This is a genomic window from Brevibacillus sp. BD137, assembly GCF_041644655.1.
In the GTDB taxonomy this organism is placed as follows: Bacteria; Bacillota; Bacilli; order Brevibacillales; family Brevibacillaceae; genus Brevibacillus; species Brevibacillus brevis_D.
This window is the reverse complement of the sequence record NZ_JAOTNO010000006.1, coordinates 136,964-154,133: the sequence shown is the minus strand read 5'-3', so window position 1 is coordinate 154,133 and position 17,170 is coordinate 136,964. Positions and strand designations below refer to the sequence as shown.

The window sequence follows — 17,170 nt, the reverse complement described above, 5'->3', positions numbered from 1 at the left end:
TGGAAGACCTTGTCTGGCGAGACAAACTTTCAACGCATAAACCCAAGCCTAGCTCGTATACATGGTAGTACAAAGTGTGTGGAGGAGGCTGGGGAAATGAAGATAAGGCACATCGGGAAAATGACGGCCGTGCTGGGAGTTAGCGCAGTGCTTTTGTCGGGCTGCGGTCTCTTTGGCCCGGAAAAGGAAACGATTAGTATTGATGCACCACCACAGTCAGAGGTATCTGTGGATTTGCCCAACGGCACGCCGTCCCCGGATGCTGCAAAAGATGGCGCACAACCGGTCGTTCAGGAGACTGGAGAGAGAATGGTGTACTTGCAGGATGCTAACGGATATATCGTTCCTGTCTCGATGACTCTTCCGAAATCAGACGGTCCTGCCAAACAAGTATTGAGCTACATGGTAAAAGGTGGACCGGTTGAGAGCATGCTCCAGGGTGGCTTCTCTGCTGTCTTGCCGAAAGGGACAGAAGTAAAAGGACTTGTCATCAAGAACGGCGTAGCCACTGTCGATTTTTCCAAAGACTTCAAAACGTACGAAGAGAAAGACGAGAAGAAAATTGTCGATGCAGTCACACGGGCGTTGACGGAATTTAGCACCGTCAAGACTGTGCAAATTTGGGTGAACGGAACACCGTTAACAGAAATGCCAGCAACCAAAACACCCATCACGCTATTAGACCGGAATCAGGGAGTCAATCTCGAACTGGGCGATGGGGCAGTGCCAGGAGATACCTCCAGCGTAACGGTTTATTTCCAAGGTCAGCTGGATGATACACGTACGTATTATGTCCCGGTCACTCGTCTGGTTCCTGAAACAACTGACATCGCCAAGGCAACGGTCGAAGAGTTGATCAAAGGACCGAAACAAGGATCTCAGCTCTTCAGTTCCTTGCTGCGTACGACACGTGTTCTGAATGTGAAGCAGGAAAAAGATTTGGTGACAGTCAATTTGAGCAGTGACATCCTCAAGTATGACGATGGCAAGGAAGCAAGCCCAGAAGCTCTGCAATCGCTCGTCTTGTCATTGACAGAGACGACAGGAGCCAAGCAAGTGCAGCTGCTGGTGGAAGGAAAACCGCTCGCGAGTGGCGCGTTTACCAAGCCAGTGAGCCGCCCGGTTCAACTCAATCCCATACAGATGTAAGGAACGAGCCACGCCCGTATTAACGAGCGTGGTTTTTGTTCGTCAATGGTTCGTTGTCACCAGCACGTACGGTTCTCCAAATAACGAACCCGAGCCCAAGCGAAGGGAACGTGATCAAAAGACCTGCCACAAAGCCGACTATACGTGGGTCTGCCATCGTCAAAATCCAGCCGCCAAGGAGCATGGACAGACCGATCAGAATATTTGAGATCGTCGCATCCAAAGCAAATACTCTGCCGTGGTAGCTGGGAGTGACATGCCGCATAATCAACGTATTCAGGCTGGCGTTCCCCATTCCTCCCGCCACGGTGGATAGCGCAAAGAACAGTGCCGTTACATAAATCGTGGGTGAAAAGCTGGTCAAAAGCATTCCAAAGCCTTCCACTGCAAAGCTGCTGGCAGCCACTTCGTAAAAGTATCGTTGAAAGCGCTGAGCAAGTACTCCTCCGATAATGAAGCCAATTCCGATCGCTCCGTACAACAGACCAATTCCCCATTCACCGGCAGTAAACACTTGATAGGCATAGACACTGATCAAGACATTGATGATCCCCCCGCCGATTGGCCACACGGCTTTTAGCAAAAGGATGGCGTAAACAATCGGTGTGGATGTGATGGCGCGAATTACCTCTCCGTAGGAAGAGACTTTAGCAGCCTGCTGCAACTGTACGTTAGAAACGGAGTCGTTTGGGGAGGCAGGCACCTTCAGCCTAGCCAAAAACAGAGCTGAGGCGAAAAAGGAGAGGGCATTGAAAAGAAAAGCGAAATCACTTCCCCATAGTGCAATAAAAATACCGCCGATCAACGAACCGATGGCCATGACGATTCCATAGATACTTTGATCAAGTGCGTTCGCAGTCGCCAATTCCTCAGGGTCAACGATTTTGGGGAGCAAGGACATTCGTGCAGGATTGTAAAGGGAAGAAAAGGCAACTAACGAAAAAGTACCTGCATAGACCATCCATAAATCTGATTTTTCAGATACAAACAAAAACGAAAGAGCAACGAATCCGCGAACGAGATCACAGGCGACCATCATTTTTTTTCGATCAAAACGGTCTGCCATCAGACCGCCCAAGGGACCAAAAATTAAGTGAGGCAGTGTGCGTAGTGCGAGGATAATGCCGACCGCGATAGCTGTTCCCGTTATTTCGAGCAGCAGTGCGAGTACAGCAACGCTGTTAAACCAATCTCCGATTCCGCTTAAGAAATTGGCGGTTAAAAGGCGCCGCAGATTCGGCTTTTTCAAAAGAAACAAGAAGCTCATAAAGAAATTCACCTACCATCAAATTAATTAAATATCTAATTAGATAATATTTTAAATAGCTGAGTGACTGCAAGAAATTTTTTATGAGGAAGGAAGTGACAAGAATATTTGCAATTCACGTAAATAGGGAAGAGGCGTTTGTGCAGTGGCAGATCGTTTCCCGCCTCTGGTATAATGATCGGAGTGTAACAAAGCGATTTAGGAGGAACTTGGAATGAGAGTGGATGGCCGTGCCCATGACCAATTGCGCCCAGTAACCATTACGCGCAATTACATTAAACACGCAGAAGGATCTTGCCTGATTGAAGTCGGAGACACAAAGGTGATTTGTACGGCGACTTTGGAGGACCGGGTACCGCCTTTTATGCGTGGTGGCGGGAAGGGCTGGATCACAGCCGAGTATTCCATGCTTCCCCGAGCAACAGCGACCCGCAACGCGCGTGAGTCGTCGAAAGGAAAAGTCGGTGGACGAACAATGGAGATTCAGCGTCTGATCGGACGTGCTCTGCGCTCCGTTGTAAACCTTGAAGCAATGGGGGAACGCACCATTTGGCTGGATTGCGATGTCATTCAGGCAGACGGAGGTACACGGACAGCTTCGATTACAGGAGCGTTTGTGGCAATGGTAGACGCGATGCAAAAGCTGGTGGATAGTGGCACCTGGAAACAGCTTCCGTTAAACGATTTCCTGGCAGCGACCTCAGTAGGGGTAGTCGGCGAGGAAGCCGTGCTCGATCTCAACTACAAAGAGGATTCTACAGCAATTGTCGACATGAATGTCGTCATGACGGGAAAAGGAAAGTTTGTCGAGCTGCAAGGAACGGGGGAGGATGCTCCGTTTTCGCCTGAACAGCTACAAGAAATGATTGCCCTTGCAAAAGTCGGCATTGACAACTTGATCCACAGTCAAAAAGAGGCGCTGGCTGATGTTACGCTCTCTTTTGCACAATCGGTAGCGGAGGAAAGTCATGCCTAATCGAAAAAAAGTCGTTCTCGCAACACGGAACCAAGGAAAAGTGAAAGAATTCAACAGGCTGTTCGCAGATGCAGGTTGGGAAGGGATTAGCCTCGCTGAATTTGATGGTGTGCCTGAGGTAGTAGAAGACAAGGACACTTTCGAAGGGAACGCGCTGAAAAAAGCAATCGAAATCTCTACATACTTGAACATGCCAGCTCTCGGTGACGATTCCGGTCTGGAAGTAGATGCGCTGGAAGGACGCCCGGGTGTTTACTCTGCACGCTTCGCTGGGGAAGATGCAACAGACGAGCAGAATTGGCGTAAATTGTTGAATGAGCTGGAAGAGGTGTCGACAGAGGAACGCACAGCTCGCTTCCGTTGTACGTTGGCGTTGGTGATTCCGGGCGAAGAGCCAATTATTGCCACTGGCGCTTGTGAGGGTGTGATCGCGCGTGAACCAAAAGGGACAAATGGCTTCGGTTACGATCCGGTATTCTACGTCCCATCGATGGAGAAAATGATGGCCGAACTCATGCCAGAAGAAAAGAATCAGATTAGCCACCGCGCTCGTGCCATGCAGCAACTGCTTGCAATCCTCAAGTAGACAAGAGAGAAAACAGGAGAGTGAAGCGTGATGGGAATTCTCATCATGAGCGATAGCCACGGCTTGGTTCGGGAAGTCAGCCAGGTCGTCAACCGACATCATGTCGAAAAAATTCTGCATTGTGGCGATTTTTGTGTCGACCATAAGCGCGAGCCGTTTTCCAACATGACGCTTGTCCGAGGCAATTGCGATTCGACACAAGAGGTGCCGACTGAGCAAGAGACCAAATGGCGCGACCTTCACATCCTGCAAACGCACGGGCATCTTTTCGGAGTGAAAGGCTCTCTTCTGCGCCTTCATTACCGTGCAGAAGAGGTCGGGGCAAATGTAGTCGTATTCGGTCACTCCCATGTACCTGTCTGTGGAGTAGAAAGAGACATTTTGTTTCTAAATCCAGGTAGCCTGCAAATGCCACGAGGTTTTCACGTACCGACATACGCTCTTTTAGAAGAGACAGGAACGAGCCCGACAGAAACTTACATATCCGTGGCGTTTTATGATCATGCAGGCAACCCGGTTCCACAATTGGGAGGGAACTATTCTGTTCGTCGACCAATGAGGTCTTCTTGAAAACTAAAAGATTTGTGCTATACTAGAATGGTTATAATGGCTAGAATATTATCATCCGAGCCTGCGAAGATACCATGGCGCGGCTGGCGATGTTCTGTTATTCGATTTAGGAGGGGAAGTTTACGTGGCAGCAAATTGGGAAAAGGTAGAGAATAACCAGGGAGTCCTGACGATTGAAGTAGATGCTACGCAAGTAGACGCAGCATTGGATCAAGCGTTTAAAAAAGTGGTTCAAAAAGTTCAAGTTCCAGGATTCCGCAAAGGAAAAGTACCACGCAAAATGTTCGAATCCCGTTTTGGTGTAGAATCTTTGTACCAAGACGCTCTTGACATTCTGCTTCCAACTGCATACGGACAAGCTGTTCGTGAAGCTGGTATCGAGCCAGTAGATCGTCCAGAAGTAGACGTAACGCAAATGGAACAAGGGAAAAACCTGATCTTCAAAGCGACTGTAACTGTGAAGCCTGAAGTGAAGCTGGGCGACTACAAAGGTCTGTCCATCGAAGAAAAAGACTTCTCTGTAACAGAAGAGAGCGTTGACGCTGAACTGAAGCGCATGCAAGAGCGTCATGCTGAGCTCGTAGCAGTAGAAGAGGGTGCCGCACAAACAGGCGATATCGCTGTAATCGATTTCGAAGGCTTCCAAGACGGAGTAGCTTTTGAAGGCGGTAAAGCGGAAGATTATTCTCTGGAACTGGGTTCCGGTACTTTCATCGCAGGGTTCGAAGAGCAACTGGCTGGCTTGAACATCGGCGAAGAAAAAGAAATTACCGTAACTTTCCCTGAAGAGTACCACTCTCCTAACCTCGCTGGTAAAGAAGCGGTATTCAAAGTGAAACTGAACAGCCTGAAGCGCAAAAACATGCCTGTTTTGGATGATGAGTTTGCCAAAGACGTGAGCGAGTTCGACACGCTGGAAGAGCTGAAAGCAGACACCAAGAAAAAACTCGAAGAAAAAACAGCGCAAGAAAAAGATCAATATGTTCGTGAGCAACTCGTTCTGAAAGCAGCTGAAAACGCTGAGATCGATTTGCCAGCAGTAATGGTTGAGCATGAATTGGATCAAATGGTTAATGAATTTGGTCAACGTCTGCAATACCAAGGCATGACGCTGGAACTGTACTACCAGTTCTCCGGCATGGATGAGAGCCAACTGCGTGATCAATTGCGTACAGACGCAACATCCCGTGTTCGCACTTCCTTGACTTTGGAAGCAATTGGCAAAGCGGAAAACATCGAAGCAACAGAAGAAGACGTAAACGCAGAACTGGATAAACTGGCTGGCGTATACGGCCGCCCAGCAGATGAGCTGCGCAAAATCTTCTCCGCACAAGATGGCATGGTTGCTCTGTACCGCGATGTGCAAACTCGCAAAACAGTAGATTTGCTGGTTGCAGAAAGCAAAGTAACAGCATAAGCTTAGAAGAACGCATGATTGGTCAGAGGGCAGGCTAACCCTGACGCTGGCTGTCAAGACCACAAGGCACGAGTGTATCGTGCCTTGTTTTTCCACCATTGACTTTTTTCGGCAAAGGAGGAAAATACATAATGTTAATCCCTATGGTCATCGAGCAAACAAGCAGGGGAGAGCGTTCCTACGATATTTACTCGCGCCTCCTGAAAGACCGGATTATTCTTTTGGGCACCGAGATTGATGATGAAATCGCCAATCTGGTTGTCGCTCAGCTGCTATTCTTGCAGGCAGAAGATCCGGACAAAGACATATCGCTATACATAAACTCTCCAGGTGGCTCTGTTACAGCAGGAATGGCCATTTATGACACCATGCAGTACATCAAACCGGATGTGTCCACGATTTGTGTGGGCATGGCTGCCAGTATGGGTGCTTTCCTGTTGGCTGCTGGTGCAAAAGGCAAGCGCTTTGCTCTGCCAAACGCCGAGGTGATGATTCACCAACCGCTCGGCGGTGTGCGTGGGCAAGCAGAAGACATCCGCATTCATGCGGAATGGATTATGAAAACGAAGCGCCAGCTGAATGAGATTTTGTCTGAGCGGACAGGTCAGCCTTATGAACGCGTAGAGCAAGATACAGACCGCGACAATTTCATGAGTGCAGAAGAAGCAAAGGCCTACGGATTGATTGACTCTATTATCGAACGCAAAAACTGACCCGTTGTGAGGTGAAGCGCATGTTTAAGTTTAACGACGACAAAGGCCAACTGAAGTGTTCCTTCTGCGGCAAGTCCCAGGAACAGGTGCGCAAGCTGGTAGCTGGTCCTGGTGTTTACATTTGTGACGAATGTATCGAACTGTGCAATGAAATTGTACAGGAAGAACTGGGCACTGAAGAAGAAATCGATATGAAAGAAATTCCAAAGCCAGTGGAAATTCGCAAAATCTTGGACGACTATGTCATCGGTCAAGATATGGCGAAGAAATCCTTGTCTGTAGCGGTGTACAACCACTACAAACGGATTAATTCCGGGGCGAAGATCGAGGATGTGGAGCTGCAAAAATCCAACATCATGCTGATCGGTCCGACTGGTAGCGGGAAAACGTTGCTCGCGCAAACATTGGCGCGCATTCTGAATGTACCTTTCGCGATTGCGGACGCAACTTCTCTGACAGAAGCAGGCTATGTGGGCGAAGACGTTGAAAACATCTTGCTCAAGCTCATTCAAGCTGCTGACTATGATGTGGAGAAGGCTGAAAAAGGAATCATTTACATCGACGAGATTGATAAGGTAGCCCGCAAATCGGAAAACCCATCCATCACGCGTGATGTATCTGGTGAAGGCGTTCAGCAAGCGCTCTTGAAAATTTTGGAGGGTACCGTTGCGAGTGTTCCACCACAAGGCGGACGCAAGCATCCTCACCAAGAGTTCATCCAAATCGACACGTCGAACATTTTGTTCATCTGCGGCGGTGCATTTGATGGCGTCGAGCAGATTATCAAGCGTCGCTTGGGTAAAAAAGTTATCGGTTTCGGTGCAGACTTCGGCGATGGCGTAAAAGGCGATCTGAAAGCCGGAGAATACCTGAAATACATTTTGCCGGAAGACCTGCTGAAATTTGGTCTGATTCCGGAGTTCGTTGGTCGTTTGCCAGTGCTGGCTACTTTGGAGCCGCTGGATGAGGAGACGCTCGTGCGTATCCTGACAGAGCCGAAAAACTCTTTGGTGAAACAGTACCAAAAACTGCTGAGTCTCGACGGTGTTGAGCTGGAGTTCGATAACGGTGCGCTGCTGCAAATCGCCAAAGAGGCGATTAAGCGCAACACTGGTGCGCGCGGACTGCGTGCGATTATCGAACAAATCATGCTCGATATGATGTATGAGCTTCCTTCCAGAGAAGACGTCAACAAGTGTGTCATTACCGAAGAAACGGTACGCGATAAAGTGAAGCCGCAACTGTTGACCAAAGAAGGCCAGGAATTGCACGAAGAAACAGCCTAAGCATTGTCTACAAAAACCATCTCGTTATCAGCGAGGTGGTTTTTTGTTGGTGGTTTACGTCTACGCTTGCGGGGCAATACTACTTGATATCGTTCAAGAGAAGCTTTACATATGCACAATACGGTCATGAACGTGCTCCTCTCTCTTCGGAGGACAAAAGTTGACCGCAAGCGAAGACGCATGGGAGGGACTGCATATGGACTATACGACATTGGTCATTGCTGTCATTGAAGTGGTTGTTGGTATCGTGATCGGCACCTACTTTTGGAACTTGCTGCGAGCGCAGAGAAACACGAAAACCTCAACCGAAAAGGAATCGCGCAAGGATCTTGATTCCATTCGTAAAATGAGAATGGTTGCGTTGACAGAACCTCTGTCAGAGAGAACAAGACCAGCGACTTTGGAAGAAATTGTAGGACAAGAAGATGGGCTTCGCGCGTTGCGTGCCGCTTTGTGCGGTCCCAACCCACAGCATGTCATTATTTATGGACCACCAGGTGTAGGCAAGACCGCAGCGGCTAGGGTCGTACTGGAAGAAGCGAAGAAAAATCAGCTATCACCGTTTTCTTCTGATGCCAAGTTTATTGAAATCGATGCGACGATTGCGCGGTTTGATGAGCGTGGGATTGCTGACCCGTTAATCGGCTCCGTACATGATCCGATTTATCAAGGGGCAGGCTCGCTTGGGCAGGCAGGGATTCCGCAGCCAAAGCCAGGTGCTGTGACGAAAGCGCACGGTGGCATGCTTTTTCTTGATGAAATTGGGGAACTTCATCCGATTCAGATGAATAAGTTACTAAAGGTTCTCGAAGACCGTAAAGTCATGCTGGAGAGTGCTTACTACAGCGAGGAAAACAACCAAATTCCTTCGCATATTCATGACGTTTTCAAATACGGTTTACCCGCCGACTTTCGTCTGGTTGGAGCGACGACGAGGCTGCCAGAAGAACTGCCTGCTGCGCTTCGTTCCCGTTGCCTGGAAATCTTTTTCCGTCCATTAAAGGCTGGGGAAATTGGGTGTATCGTGCGTACAGCCGTGCCTAAAATGAATATGAATATAGAAGATAGCGCTGTTTCTGTGATCGAGCGCTACGCGACCAATGGACGTGAAGCGATCAATACCTTGCAAATCGCCGCGGGAATTGCCTTGACGGAAGAACGCCAAGACATCCAGGCTGCCGATGTGGAATGGGTAATGCACAGCAGTCAAAAATCACCTCGCCCCGAAAAACAGGTGCATGATACACCGCAGGTCGGTTTGGTCAACGGTCTTGCTGTGTACGGTCCAAACATGGGTAGTGTGATGGAGCTTGAAGTGACTGCTTCACCCGCAGCTGTTTCTGGTCAAGGTCGAATGGCGATGACAGGAATGGCAGAGGAAGAGGAGATGGGCAGCCGCAGCCGGACGATTCGCCGAAAGTCGATGGCAAAAGGCTCGATCGAAAACGTCTTGACTGTCTTGAGCAGAATGGGCGTTCGTCCGTATGATTATGATCTGCATATCAATTTTCCGGGAGGCATCCCTGTCGATGGGCCTTCTGCGGGCATTACCATTGCCACTGCGATCTACTCGGCGATTGTGAATCAGCCTGTCGATAATTTACTGGCGATGACTGGCGAAGTGAGTATACATGGGAAGGTAAAGCCAGTTGGGGGTGTAGTGGCAAAGGTGGAAGCCGCCAAACAGGCGGGAGCGACCAGAGTCCTCATTCCACAGGAAAACTGGCAAAGTATTTTTACGGACATGAAAGGGATCGAAGTCATTCCGGTGTCTACAGTCTCTGAAGTAATCGAGCTAGCTGTACCGCAAGCTACCATGCAAGAAGAGGAGGCGACGGGATTTACTTTGCAAATCCCAGAAGAGGATCTCGCTTCCTCTCCGCTATCCCTGTAACAGTCGGGTATGCTCGCGGATTAGACATCGGATTGTGTTTGCGCTACAATGGAAAAAAGCTTCTGCTTGCAAAGAGCCAGAGGCCTTGCCCGGCCTGAAACGAGCTCCACAAAAAATGATTGTGTATGATCTTTTTTGTCTCGTTTTTTGGGCCGGGTGGGCGTTTAAAAAACGGCTTTGAGGGCCGTTTTTGTCTGTTATAAGGCTCTTTGTAAGAGGGTAGATCAACAAGGAGAGGTGCATCCGCTTGGGCGAACGTTCCGGTAAACGAGAATTACCGCTTCTCCCGTTGCGAGGATTGCTTGTTTATCCGACAATGGTACTCCATTTGGACGTTGGACGGGAAAAGTCCATCCGCGCATTGGAGCAAGCCATGGTAGACGATAACAAGATTTTGCTTGCGACACAAGAAGAGGTCCACATAGAAGAGCCAGATGCTGAGCAAATTTACAAGATTGGTACCGTTGCGCGTGTGAAACAAATGCTGAAGCTGCCAAATGGGACAATCCGTGTTTTGGTAGAAGGCTTGCAACGCGCGAAGATCGAGGAGTATCTTCAGCAGGAAGATTATTTCGTCGTGTCGATTACATATTTGCAAGATGAAAAAACAGAGCAAAACGAAGTGGAAGCTTTAATGCGTTCCTTGCTGGGCCACTTTGAGCAGTACATCAAGCTGTCCAAAAAGGTTTCGCCAGAGGCACTGACCTCTGTGCAGGATATTGAGGAACCAGGACGTTTGGCCGATGTCATTGCTTCCCATTTGCCACTCAAGATGAAGGACAAACAAGAAATTCTGGAGACGACCAACATCAAGGAACGTCTCGAAATTCTTTTGACCATTTTGAACAACGAGCGCGAGGTACTAGAGCTGGAACGCAAGATCGGCAACCGCGTGAAGAAACAGATGGAGCGCACGCAAAAGGAATACTACCTGCGTGAGCAAATGAAAGCTATCCAAAAAGAGCTGGGCGACAAGGATGGCCGCCAAGGTGAAGTAGATGAGTTGCGTGCCGGGCTCGAAAAATCGGACGCTCCTGAACGGATCAAAGCGAAGATCGAGAAGGAGCTCGAGCGTCTGGAAAAGATGCCGGCGACTTCTGCGGAAGGCTCAGTCATCCGCACATATATCGATACCTTGTTTGCGCTACCGTGGACGAAGACGACAGAAGACAATCTGGATATTCATCATGCACAGCAAGTTCTCGATGAAGATCATTACGGCTTGGATAAACCAAAAGAGCGTGTCTTGGAGTATTTGGCAGTACAAAAGCTGGTAAACTCCATGCGTGGACCGATCCTTTGTCTGGTTGGTCCTCCGGGTGTCGGGAAAACATCTCTGGCCCGTTCTGTAGCGCGTGCAATCGGGCGTGAATTTGTTCGCATTTCCTTGGGGGGAGTGCGAGATGAAGCAGAAATTCGCGGTCACCGTCGTACGTATGTAGGAGCTCTCCCAGGACGGATCATCCAAGGAATGAAGCAAGCTGGCACGGTTAATCCTGTCTTTTTGCTGGATGAGATCGACAAGCTCGCGTCCGATTTCCGCGGAGACCCTGCGTCTGCCCTACTTGAAGTGCTAGATCCAAACCAAAATGATAAATTCAGTGATCACTATATCGAAGAGACCTATGATTTGACGAACGTCATGTTTATTACGACCGCAAACAGTCTCGATACGATTCCGCGTCCGCTCTTGGACCGGATGGAGGTCATCTCGATTTCCAGCTATACCGAACTGGAAAAGCTGAACATTTTGCGTGATTACCTCTTGCCGAAGCAAATGCAGGATCACGGTCTGGGCAAAGATAAGCTGAAGATGAACGACGATGCGATGCTGAAGCTCGTTCGTTTGTACACGCGGGAAGCGGGAGTTCGAAACCTCAATCGCGAAGCAGCAAACGTATGCCGCAAAGCTGCCAAGCTGATTGTGGGCGGTGAGAAAAAGCGTGTCGTGGTTACGGTCAAAACGTTGGAGACGCTGCTCGGCAAACCGCGCTACCGCTACGGTCTGGCGGAGATAAAAGATCAAGTCGGCTCCGTTACGGGTCTGGCTTGGACACAAGCAGGCGGAGATACGCTGAATGTAGAAGTCAGCATTTTGCCTGGAAAAGGAAAGCTCACCCTGACAGGGAAACTGGGTGACGTCATGAAGGAATCTGCGCAGGCTGCATTCAGTTATATTCGCTCCCGTGCAGAACAGTGGGGAATCGATCCTGCCTTCCACGAGAAGAACGACATCCACATCCACTTTCCGGAAGGGGCGATTCCAAAAGACGGTCCGTCTGCTGGGATTACGATGGCAACCGCACTCGTATCCGCCCTCACGAAAATCCCTGTGAAAAAAGAGGTGGGGATGACTGGGGAGATTACACTGCGAGGTCGGGTACTGCCAATTGGCGGGCTGAAAGAAAAGTGCATGTCCGCTCACCGTGCAGGTTTAACCACGATCATTTTGCCAAAAGACAACGAGAAAGATATCGAGGATATCCCGGAGAGCGTACGCGGTGAACTGACATTCTATCCAGTTGACCATTTAGATGAAGTGCTGCGTCACGCGCTAACTAAACAGCCAGTAGGTGACAAAGCATGAAAGTAACATCATCAGAGTTTATTATCAGTGCGGTTGGACCGAAGCAGTATCCGACAGATGGCCTCCATGAGATCGCGCTGGTAGGACGCTCTAACGTAGGAAAATCATCGTTGCTCAATAAAATGATGAATCGCAAAGGGCTTGCCCGGATTAGTTCTCGTCCGGGTAAAACCCAGACATTGAACTATTTCCGTGTCAATCAAATGCTCTACTTCGTTGACTTCCCGGGTTATGGGTATGCAAAGGTAGCGAAGACGATCAAGGAACAATGGGGAAAAATGATCGAGGGTTATTTGAAAAACCGGAATGAGCTTCGCTTCATTATTCAACTGGTCGATATTCGCCATGCTCCGAGTAAAGACGATATTGCGATGTACGATTGGTGCAAGCAAATCGGGCTCCCTACCGTAGTCGTAGCGACGAAAGGTGATAAAATCGCTCGCGGGCGTTGGCTACAGCATACAAAGATCATCCGTCAAAGCCTGAATTTGCGCGGGGATGATACGATCATTGTATTTTCCTCGGAGACAGGTCAAGGCAAGGATGAGCTGTGGGCAGAAATCATGCGTCGTATCCGTGCTGGTGAGGAAATGGCAAGGGAGACGGCTGCCAGGGCAGAAGAGATTGCTCCAGCCAGTGAGTAATTCTTAGACCCAATTCGTCGTGGGGAAGGGAGCATCTAAGTGAGCGGGGTTGCTTGCTTTGCTGTACGTGGTGTGATCGAAGGCTTCTATGGAACACCTTGGACACATGAAGAGCGGCTGGATATGATCGACTTTTTGCACCGATATGATTACAACGCGTATTTCTACGCTCCCAAAGATGACGAGTATCTGAGGGAACGCTGGATGGAGCCGCTTCCTGTGAAAGCCAATCAACAGTTAGATGAGCTAATCCAGCGGGCAAAGACTTACAACATGCAGTTTATTTATTGTCTGGGTCCCGGACTTAGCATGGAATATACGAATCGTCAGCACTTGGAGCTGTTAGGTAAGAAGTATCGGGATTTGTATGATCGCGGTGTGCGTTATTTTGCGCTATTGTTCGATGATATCCCCATGCACCTGTTGCATGAGAAAGATGTAGCCGAGTTTGCCCATTTGGCGGAGGCGCATGCCCATACGACGCTTTATGTGTGGGATTTGATACGCAGCTGGGGCGATTCAGTCAAGCTGGTTGTCTGTCCTACACAATACAACGGGATAGGAAAAGAAGCGTATATCATGTACCTCGGCAAGCATTTGCCGCCAGAAATCGATTTGTTCTGGACGGGACGATTCGTCTGCTCGCCTTACCTGACGGACGGTGATGCGATTCGCTTTCAAGAGTACACCGGTCATCAGCCATTTTATTGGGACAACTACCCGGTGAATGATTTGGCCATGGCGAACGAACTACATATCGGTCCATTGCGTCACCGAGACCCTGACCTGTGGCAATACGCAGCAGGCTATGTGGCGAATGCGATGTCTAGACCAGAATGCTCGAAGATTCCTTTGATTACGACGGCAGCCTATTTGCGAGATCCGATCGGCTACGACCCTGAGACGGTATGGAAACAAGCGGTCGAAGAAGTAGCGGGACAAAAGGATGCGGATGCTTTCTTCACCTTTGCGAATAACGTGCAAAGCTCGTTTTTATGCGAGGTGGAATCGCCGCGATTGCTAGAAGCGATTCTGACCTTCCGCTTTCATTTCTTGGAAGGAGATCGACAAAAGGCCATTGCGGACTTGACGGCTCTTTTTCAGAAGATGGAGGCGGCGGCAAACAAGCTGTTGGCAGGGATGGCGAATGAGAAGCTTGCAGCAGAAACGAGGCCGTGGGTGGAGAAGTTCCATCTGTGGACCAAAGTCGGTCTGTCGGCAGTTGCTCTCATCGATCATGGGACAAGAGGGCGACTGCCACAAGCAGTCTATCATTTGCTCCGTCTCAAACAGTGGCTCAAACGAACGGAGCGTTACCCGCAAGAAGTGTGTGGACCCGTTATGCAGCTTTTTGTGGATGCCGTAATGCTAGAGGTTAAGAAGAGCTCATAAAAAAAAGTTCCTTTCCCGCAGGGGAGAAGGAACTTTTTTGCTTTTCGCATCAGGCGGATTCACGACCGTCATTTGGCTTTCTCTGACGGAAATTCCGCACCCATTCTTGAATCGGCAGCTCAGCGAGAATCATGCCGGTGAAAATCAGGAGACATCCGGTTAACTGTCTTCCACTTAATATTTCATGAATAAAGACGTAGGAGGTGACTGCAGCAAATACGGGCTCCAAAGCGAAAATGAGAGCGACCCGCGTCGAGCTGGTTTGCTTTTGCAAGGCCGTTTGCGCGAGAAAGGCCAGTGCCGTGGCGAAAATAGAAGTGACGATCAAACCAAAGGCCACCTCGGGTATGAACAAAATCGCCGGATCAAAAGCACGACTCCAATCCTCAAAGAAAAAGGCGTACAGCCAGCTCATCACACCAACTGTGCCTAATTGCGTGATGGCAAGGGGCAATGCTGCAAAACGAGGTGCGTATTTACCGGTAAAGACGATTTGCATGGCGAAGCAGATGGCAGCGACGAAGATCAGAGCATCACCGAGATTAAAGGAGAATGACTGGTTCTGCGTCAGCAAATACAAGCCGAATGCTGCCAGAATCACACCGAAGATAGCGAAAGGCTTGACGCGCTCACGCAAGAGCAAAAACGAGAAGAGCGGCACCAATACGACGGCTAATCCAGTGATAAAGCCAGCTTTGGACGGCGAAGTATATAATAGTCCTACTGTCTGTAAGGCGTATCCCAGACAGAGCCAAAAGCCGAGAATGACGCCTGCACGAAGCAGTGGCCCTCTCCATTCAGGGGTTTGCCCACGATGACGATTGCGGATGAAATAGATGATCAATAAAAATAACGCAGCAATGGTAAAACGAACAGCGTTAAACGTATTGGGAGGCAGCGATGCGATTGCCTGCTGTACGATCAAAAACGTAGTTCCCCAGATAACTGCGACGAGGAGCAGCGTTATATCTGCCATCCAAGGTTTTCTCAAAGCTTCTTTCCTCTCCTTTCTGACATTTTCACAATTTTTCTTCGGTTTTCATGTATAGGCGACATCATAAGGGATTCCCGGAAGGAACGCAAGCGGATTATATAGGAGATACGCAAAGTGCGCTCCGTTAAAAAACTTTTCACAATTACTCCTATCCGATTCGGGACATAATGATATAATAATAGTGCATTTTACATATGCCGTTAACAGGTTTGTTATTCTGGGAGGACATTATGGATATTCTTTTGCTGGGTTTAAACTATAAAACAGCTCCTGTCGAAATTCGCGAAAAGTTTACATTCAGCGACGATGGGACAGCACGCGCTCTTCATCTACTCTCCCAGACGAAGAGTATCGCAGAATGTATCATCCTGGGGACGTGCAACCGGACGGAAATTTACGTCGTTTGCGACCAGGCAAATATAGGCCGAGACTATACCCGCCGTTTTTTGGCTGAATGGTTCGGCGTGGAGAAAGAACAATTTAAGGATCATCTCTATATAAAAGAGAACGAACGGGCAATCGAGCATTTGTTCCGCGTCTCTTCCGGTCTTGATTCGATGGTAATGGGAGAAACACAAATCCTCGGACAAGTCCGGGATGCGTTCCTGTTGGGGCAGGAGCATCAAACGACAGGGACTGTCTTCAACACCTTGTTCAAGCAAGCGATTACGTTTGCCAAGCGTGCCCATACAGAGACAGCGATTGGACAAAATGCGGTTTCTGTGAGCTACGCTGCTGTCGAACTGGGGAAAAAGATCTTCGGTTCCTTTGCAGGGAAGTCTGTCCTGATCGTCGGAGCGGGCAAAATGAGCGAGCTGACCGCCAAGCATCTGCACGCAAATGGATCGGAACGCGTCATGGTTGCGAATCGTACATTGGAGCGAGCGCAGCTTTTGGCAGAGAAGTTCAAGGGTGACTCCTGTACGATGGAGCAGCTGCCTGAGGCACTGCTCACAGCAGACATCGTCATCAGCTCGACCGGAGCGACAGGTTATGTCCTCGGCAAAAAAGAACTGGCTCCGATCATGAAACAACGAAAGCATCGTCCGTTGTTCATGGTGGATATCGCAGTTCCTCGCGATCTGAATCCTGACTTGCATGATCTTGATAACGTATTTTTATATGATATTGACGATCTGGAAGGCATCGTTGCGAGTAATGTTGCGGAACGTTCTCGTGAAGCGGAACGGCTGGATGTCATGATTCAAGAAGAGATCGTGGCATTTACGACCTGGTACCAGACGCTTGGCGTAGCACCACTGATCGCCGCATTGCGCGACAAGGCAAATGCGATCCAAAGCGAAGCGATGCGAAAAATCGAAAACAAGCTGCCGAACCTGTCTGAGCGGGATATGCACATCATCCGCAAGACAACCAAGGGCATTGTCAATCAACTGTTGCACGATCCGGTCGTGCGTTTAAAAGAAATGGCAGCTACCAAAGATGGGGAAGAAGTACTGGATATTTTCGAGAAAATGTTTGCGTTGGAGGAGATCCTGGAACGAAAAGAACAGGAAGCAATCTGGGCTAACGATAAAAATAAACAGACATCTTCTTCTCGGGAGCAAGTATTGGTTTCCCGGTTCCCTGACTAAGCTGACCTTACAATCTATCTGCTACTAGAGGTTGTTCAAAAAGCCAACTTTTTGAACACGCACTGTTAGAAACCGATTGGGAAAGTGGGGGAGAGAGTGC

At 49.1% G+C, this 17,170-nt stretch carries 14 protein-coding genes; 12 read left to right on the top strand and 2 right to left on the bottom strand.

Features of this window, described 5'->3' with window-relative positions; translation table 11 throughout:
• The first annotated feature begins 96 nt into the window (after nucleotides 1–96).
• Nucleotides 97–1,149, top strand: a complete 1,053-nt coding sequence (locus tag ODZ53_RS15600; protein ID WP_188067693.1) for a GerMN domain-containing protein — start codon at nucleotides 97–99, stop codon at nucleotides 1,147–1,149.
• A gap of 19 nt (nucleotides 1,150–1,168) precedes the next feature.
• Here ODZ53_RS15600 and ODZ53_RS15595 read toward each other — a convergent pair whose 3' ends face one another.
• Complete coding sequence (locus ODZ53_RS15595) at nucleotides 1,169–2,416, bottom strand: MFS transporter (protein WP_372678141.1); 1,248 nt, start codon at nucleotides 2,414–2,416, stop codon at nucleotides 1,169–1,171.
• 214 nt (nucleotides 2,417–2,630) lie between these two features.
• On the opposite strand from ODZ53_RS15595, the gene rph reads away from it, so the two are divergent.
• The 10 genes from rph to ODZ53_RS15545 all read left to right on the top strand — a co-directional run bounded on the left by rph (nucleotide 2,631) and on the right by ODZ53_RS15545 (nucleotide 14,481).
• On the top strand, nucleotides 2,631–3,392 hold the full coding sequence (gene rph / locus ODZ53_RS15590; RefSeq protein ID WP_087350686.1) for a ribonuclease PH: 762 nt from the start codon (nucleotides 2,631–2,633) through the stop codon (nucleotides 3,390–3,392).
• Entirely contained in the window at nucleotides 3,385–3,978 is a 594-nt protein-coding gene (locus ODZ53_RS15585; RefSeq protein WP_372678139.1) for an XTP/dITP diphosphatase, read from the top strand. The genes rph and ODZ53_RS15585 overlap by 8 nt, the downstream gene beginning before the upstream one ends.
• A gap of 30 nt (nucleotides 3,979–4,008) precedes the next feature.
• On the top strand, nucleotides 4,009–4,548 hold the full coding sequence (locus ODZ53_RS15580) for a metallophosphoesterase family protein (RefSeq protein ID WP_012685512.1): 540 nt from the start codon (nucleotides 4,009–4,011) through the stop codon (nucleotides 4,546–4,548).
• Nucleotides 4,549–4,672: 124 nt separating this feature from the next.
• Nucleotides 4,673–5,965, top strand: a complete 1,293-nt coding sequence (gene tig / locus ODZ53_RS15575) for a trigger factor (protein ID WP_372678137.1) — start codon at nucleotides 4,673–4,675, stop codon at nucleotides 5,963–5,965.
• Between the two features lie 131 nt (nucleotides 5,966–6,096).
• Complete coding sequence (gene clpP, locus ODZ53_RS15570; RefSeq protein ID WP_007722241.1) at nucleotides 6,097–6,678, top strand: ATP-dependent Clp endopeptidase proteolytic subunit ClpP; 582 nt, start codon at nucleotides 6,097–6,099, stop codon at nucleotides 6,676–6,678.
• Nucleotides 6,679–6,698: 20 nt separating this feature from the next.
• Nucleotides 6,699–7,964, top strand: a complete 1,266-nt coding sequence (gene clpX, locus ODZ53_RS15565; protein WP_012685515.1) for an ATP-dependent protease ATP-binding subunit ClpX — start codon at nucleotides 6,699–6,701, stop codon at nucleotides 7,962–7,964.
• Nucleotides 7,965–8,160: 196 nt separating this feature from the next.
• On the top strand, nucleotides 8,161–9,858 hold the full coding sequence (lonB, locus tag ODZ53_RS15560; RefSeq protein ID WP_372678135.1) for an ATP-dependent protease LonB: 1,698 nt from the start codon (nucleotides 8,161–8,163) through the stop codon (nucleotides 9,856–9,858).
• A 247-nt stretch (nucleotides 9,859–10,105) separates the two neighbouring features.
• Nucleotides 10,106–12,445, top strand: a complete 2,340-nt coding sequence (gene lon / locus ODZ53_RS15555; RefSeq protein WP_199929045.1) for an endopeptidase La — start codon at nucleotides 10,106–10,108, stop codon at nucleotides 12,443–12,445.
• Nucleotides 12,442–13,089 carry a ribosome biogenesis GTP-binding protein YihA/YsxC gene (gene yihA / locus ODZ53_RS15550; protein WP_012685518.1) on the top strand — a complete coding sequence of 216 codons (648 nt, stop codon included), beginning with the start codon at nucleotides 12,442–12,444 and terminating at the stop codon, nucleotides 13,087–13,089. Before lon ends, yihA begins: the two co-directional genes overlap by 4 nt.
• A gap of 39 nt (nucleotides 13,090–13,128) precedes the next feature.
• Nucleotides 13,129–14,481, top strand: a complete 1,353-nt coding sequence (locus ODZ53_RS15545) for a protein O-GlcNAcase (RefSeq protein ID WP_372678132.1) — start codon at nucleotides 13,129–13,131, stop codon at nucleotides 14,479–14,481.
• A gap of 49 nt (nucleotides 14,482–14,530) precedes the next feature.
• On the opposite strand, the gene ODZ53_RS15540 is transcribed toward ODZ53_RS15545, so the two are convergent.
• A complete protein-coding gene (locus ODZ53_RS15540) occupies nucleotides 14,531–15,472 on the bottom strand; it encodes a DMT family transporter (protein WP_372678130.1) in 942 nt (313 codons plus the stop codon).
• Nucleotides 15,473–15,705: 233 nt separating this feature from the next.
• Here ODZ53_RS15540 and hemA point away from each other — a divergent pair, with 233 nt between their 5' ends.
• Complete coding sequence (hemA, locus tag ODZ53_RS15535; protein ID WP_372678128.1) at nucleotides 15,706–17,070, top strand: glutamyl-tRNA reductase; 1,365 nt, start codon at nucleotides 15,706–15,708, stop codon at nucleotides 17,068–17,070.
• Nucleotides 17,071–17,170 lie beyond the last annotated feature (100 nt).

Coding starts and splice junctions, on each gene's coding strand:
- ODZ53_RS15600 (WP_188067693.1), top strand. CDS start 97: ATGAAGATAAGGCACATCGGGAAAATGACGGCCGTGCTGGGAGTTAGC.
- ODZ53_RS15595 (WP_372678141.1), bottom strand. CDS start 2,416: ATGAGCTTCTTGTTTCTTTTGAAAAAGCCGAATCTGCGGCGCCTTTTA.
- rph (WP_087350686.1), top strand. CDS start 2,631: ATGAGAGTGGATGGCCGTGCCCATGACCAATTGCGCCCAGTAACCATT.
- ODZ53_RS15585 (WP_372678139.1), top strand. CDS start 3,385: ATGCCTAATCGAAAAAAAGTCGTTCTCGCAACACGGAACCAAGGAAAA.
- ODZ53_RS15580 (WP_012685512.1), top strand. CDS start 4,009: ATGGGAATTCTCATCATGAGCGATAGCCACGGCTTGGTTCGGGAAGTC.
- clpP (WP_007722241.1), top strand. CDS start 6,097: ATGTTAATCCCTATGGTCATCGAGCAAACAAGCAGGGGAGAGCGTTCC.
- clpX (WP_012685515.1), top strand. CDS start 6,699: ATGTTTAAGTTTAACGACGACAAAGGCCAACTGAAGTGTTCCTTCTGC.
- lonB (WP_372678135.1), top strand. CDS start 8,161: ATGGACTATACGACATTGGTCATTGCTGTCATTGAAGTGGTTGTTGGT.
- yihA (WP_012685518.1), top strand. CDS start 12,442: ATGAAAGTAACATCATCAGAGTTTATTATCAGTGCGGTTGGACCGAAG.
- hemA (WP_372678128.1), top strand. CDS start 15,706: ATGGATATTCTTTTGCTGGGTTTAAACTATAAAACAGCTCCTGTCGAA.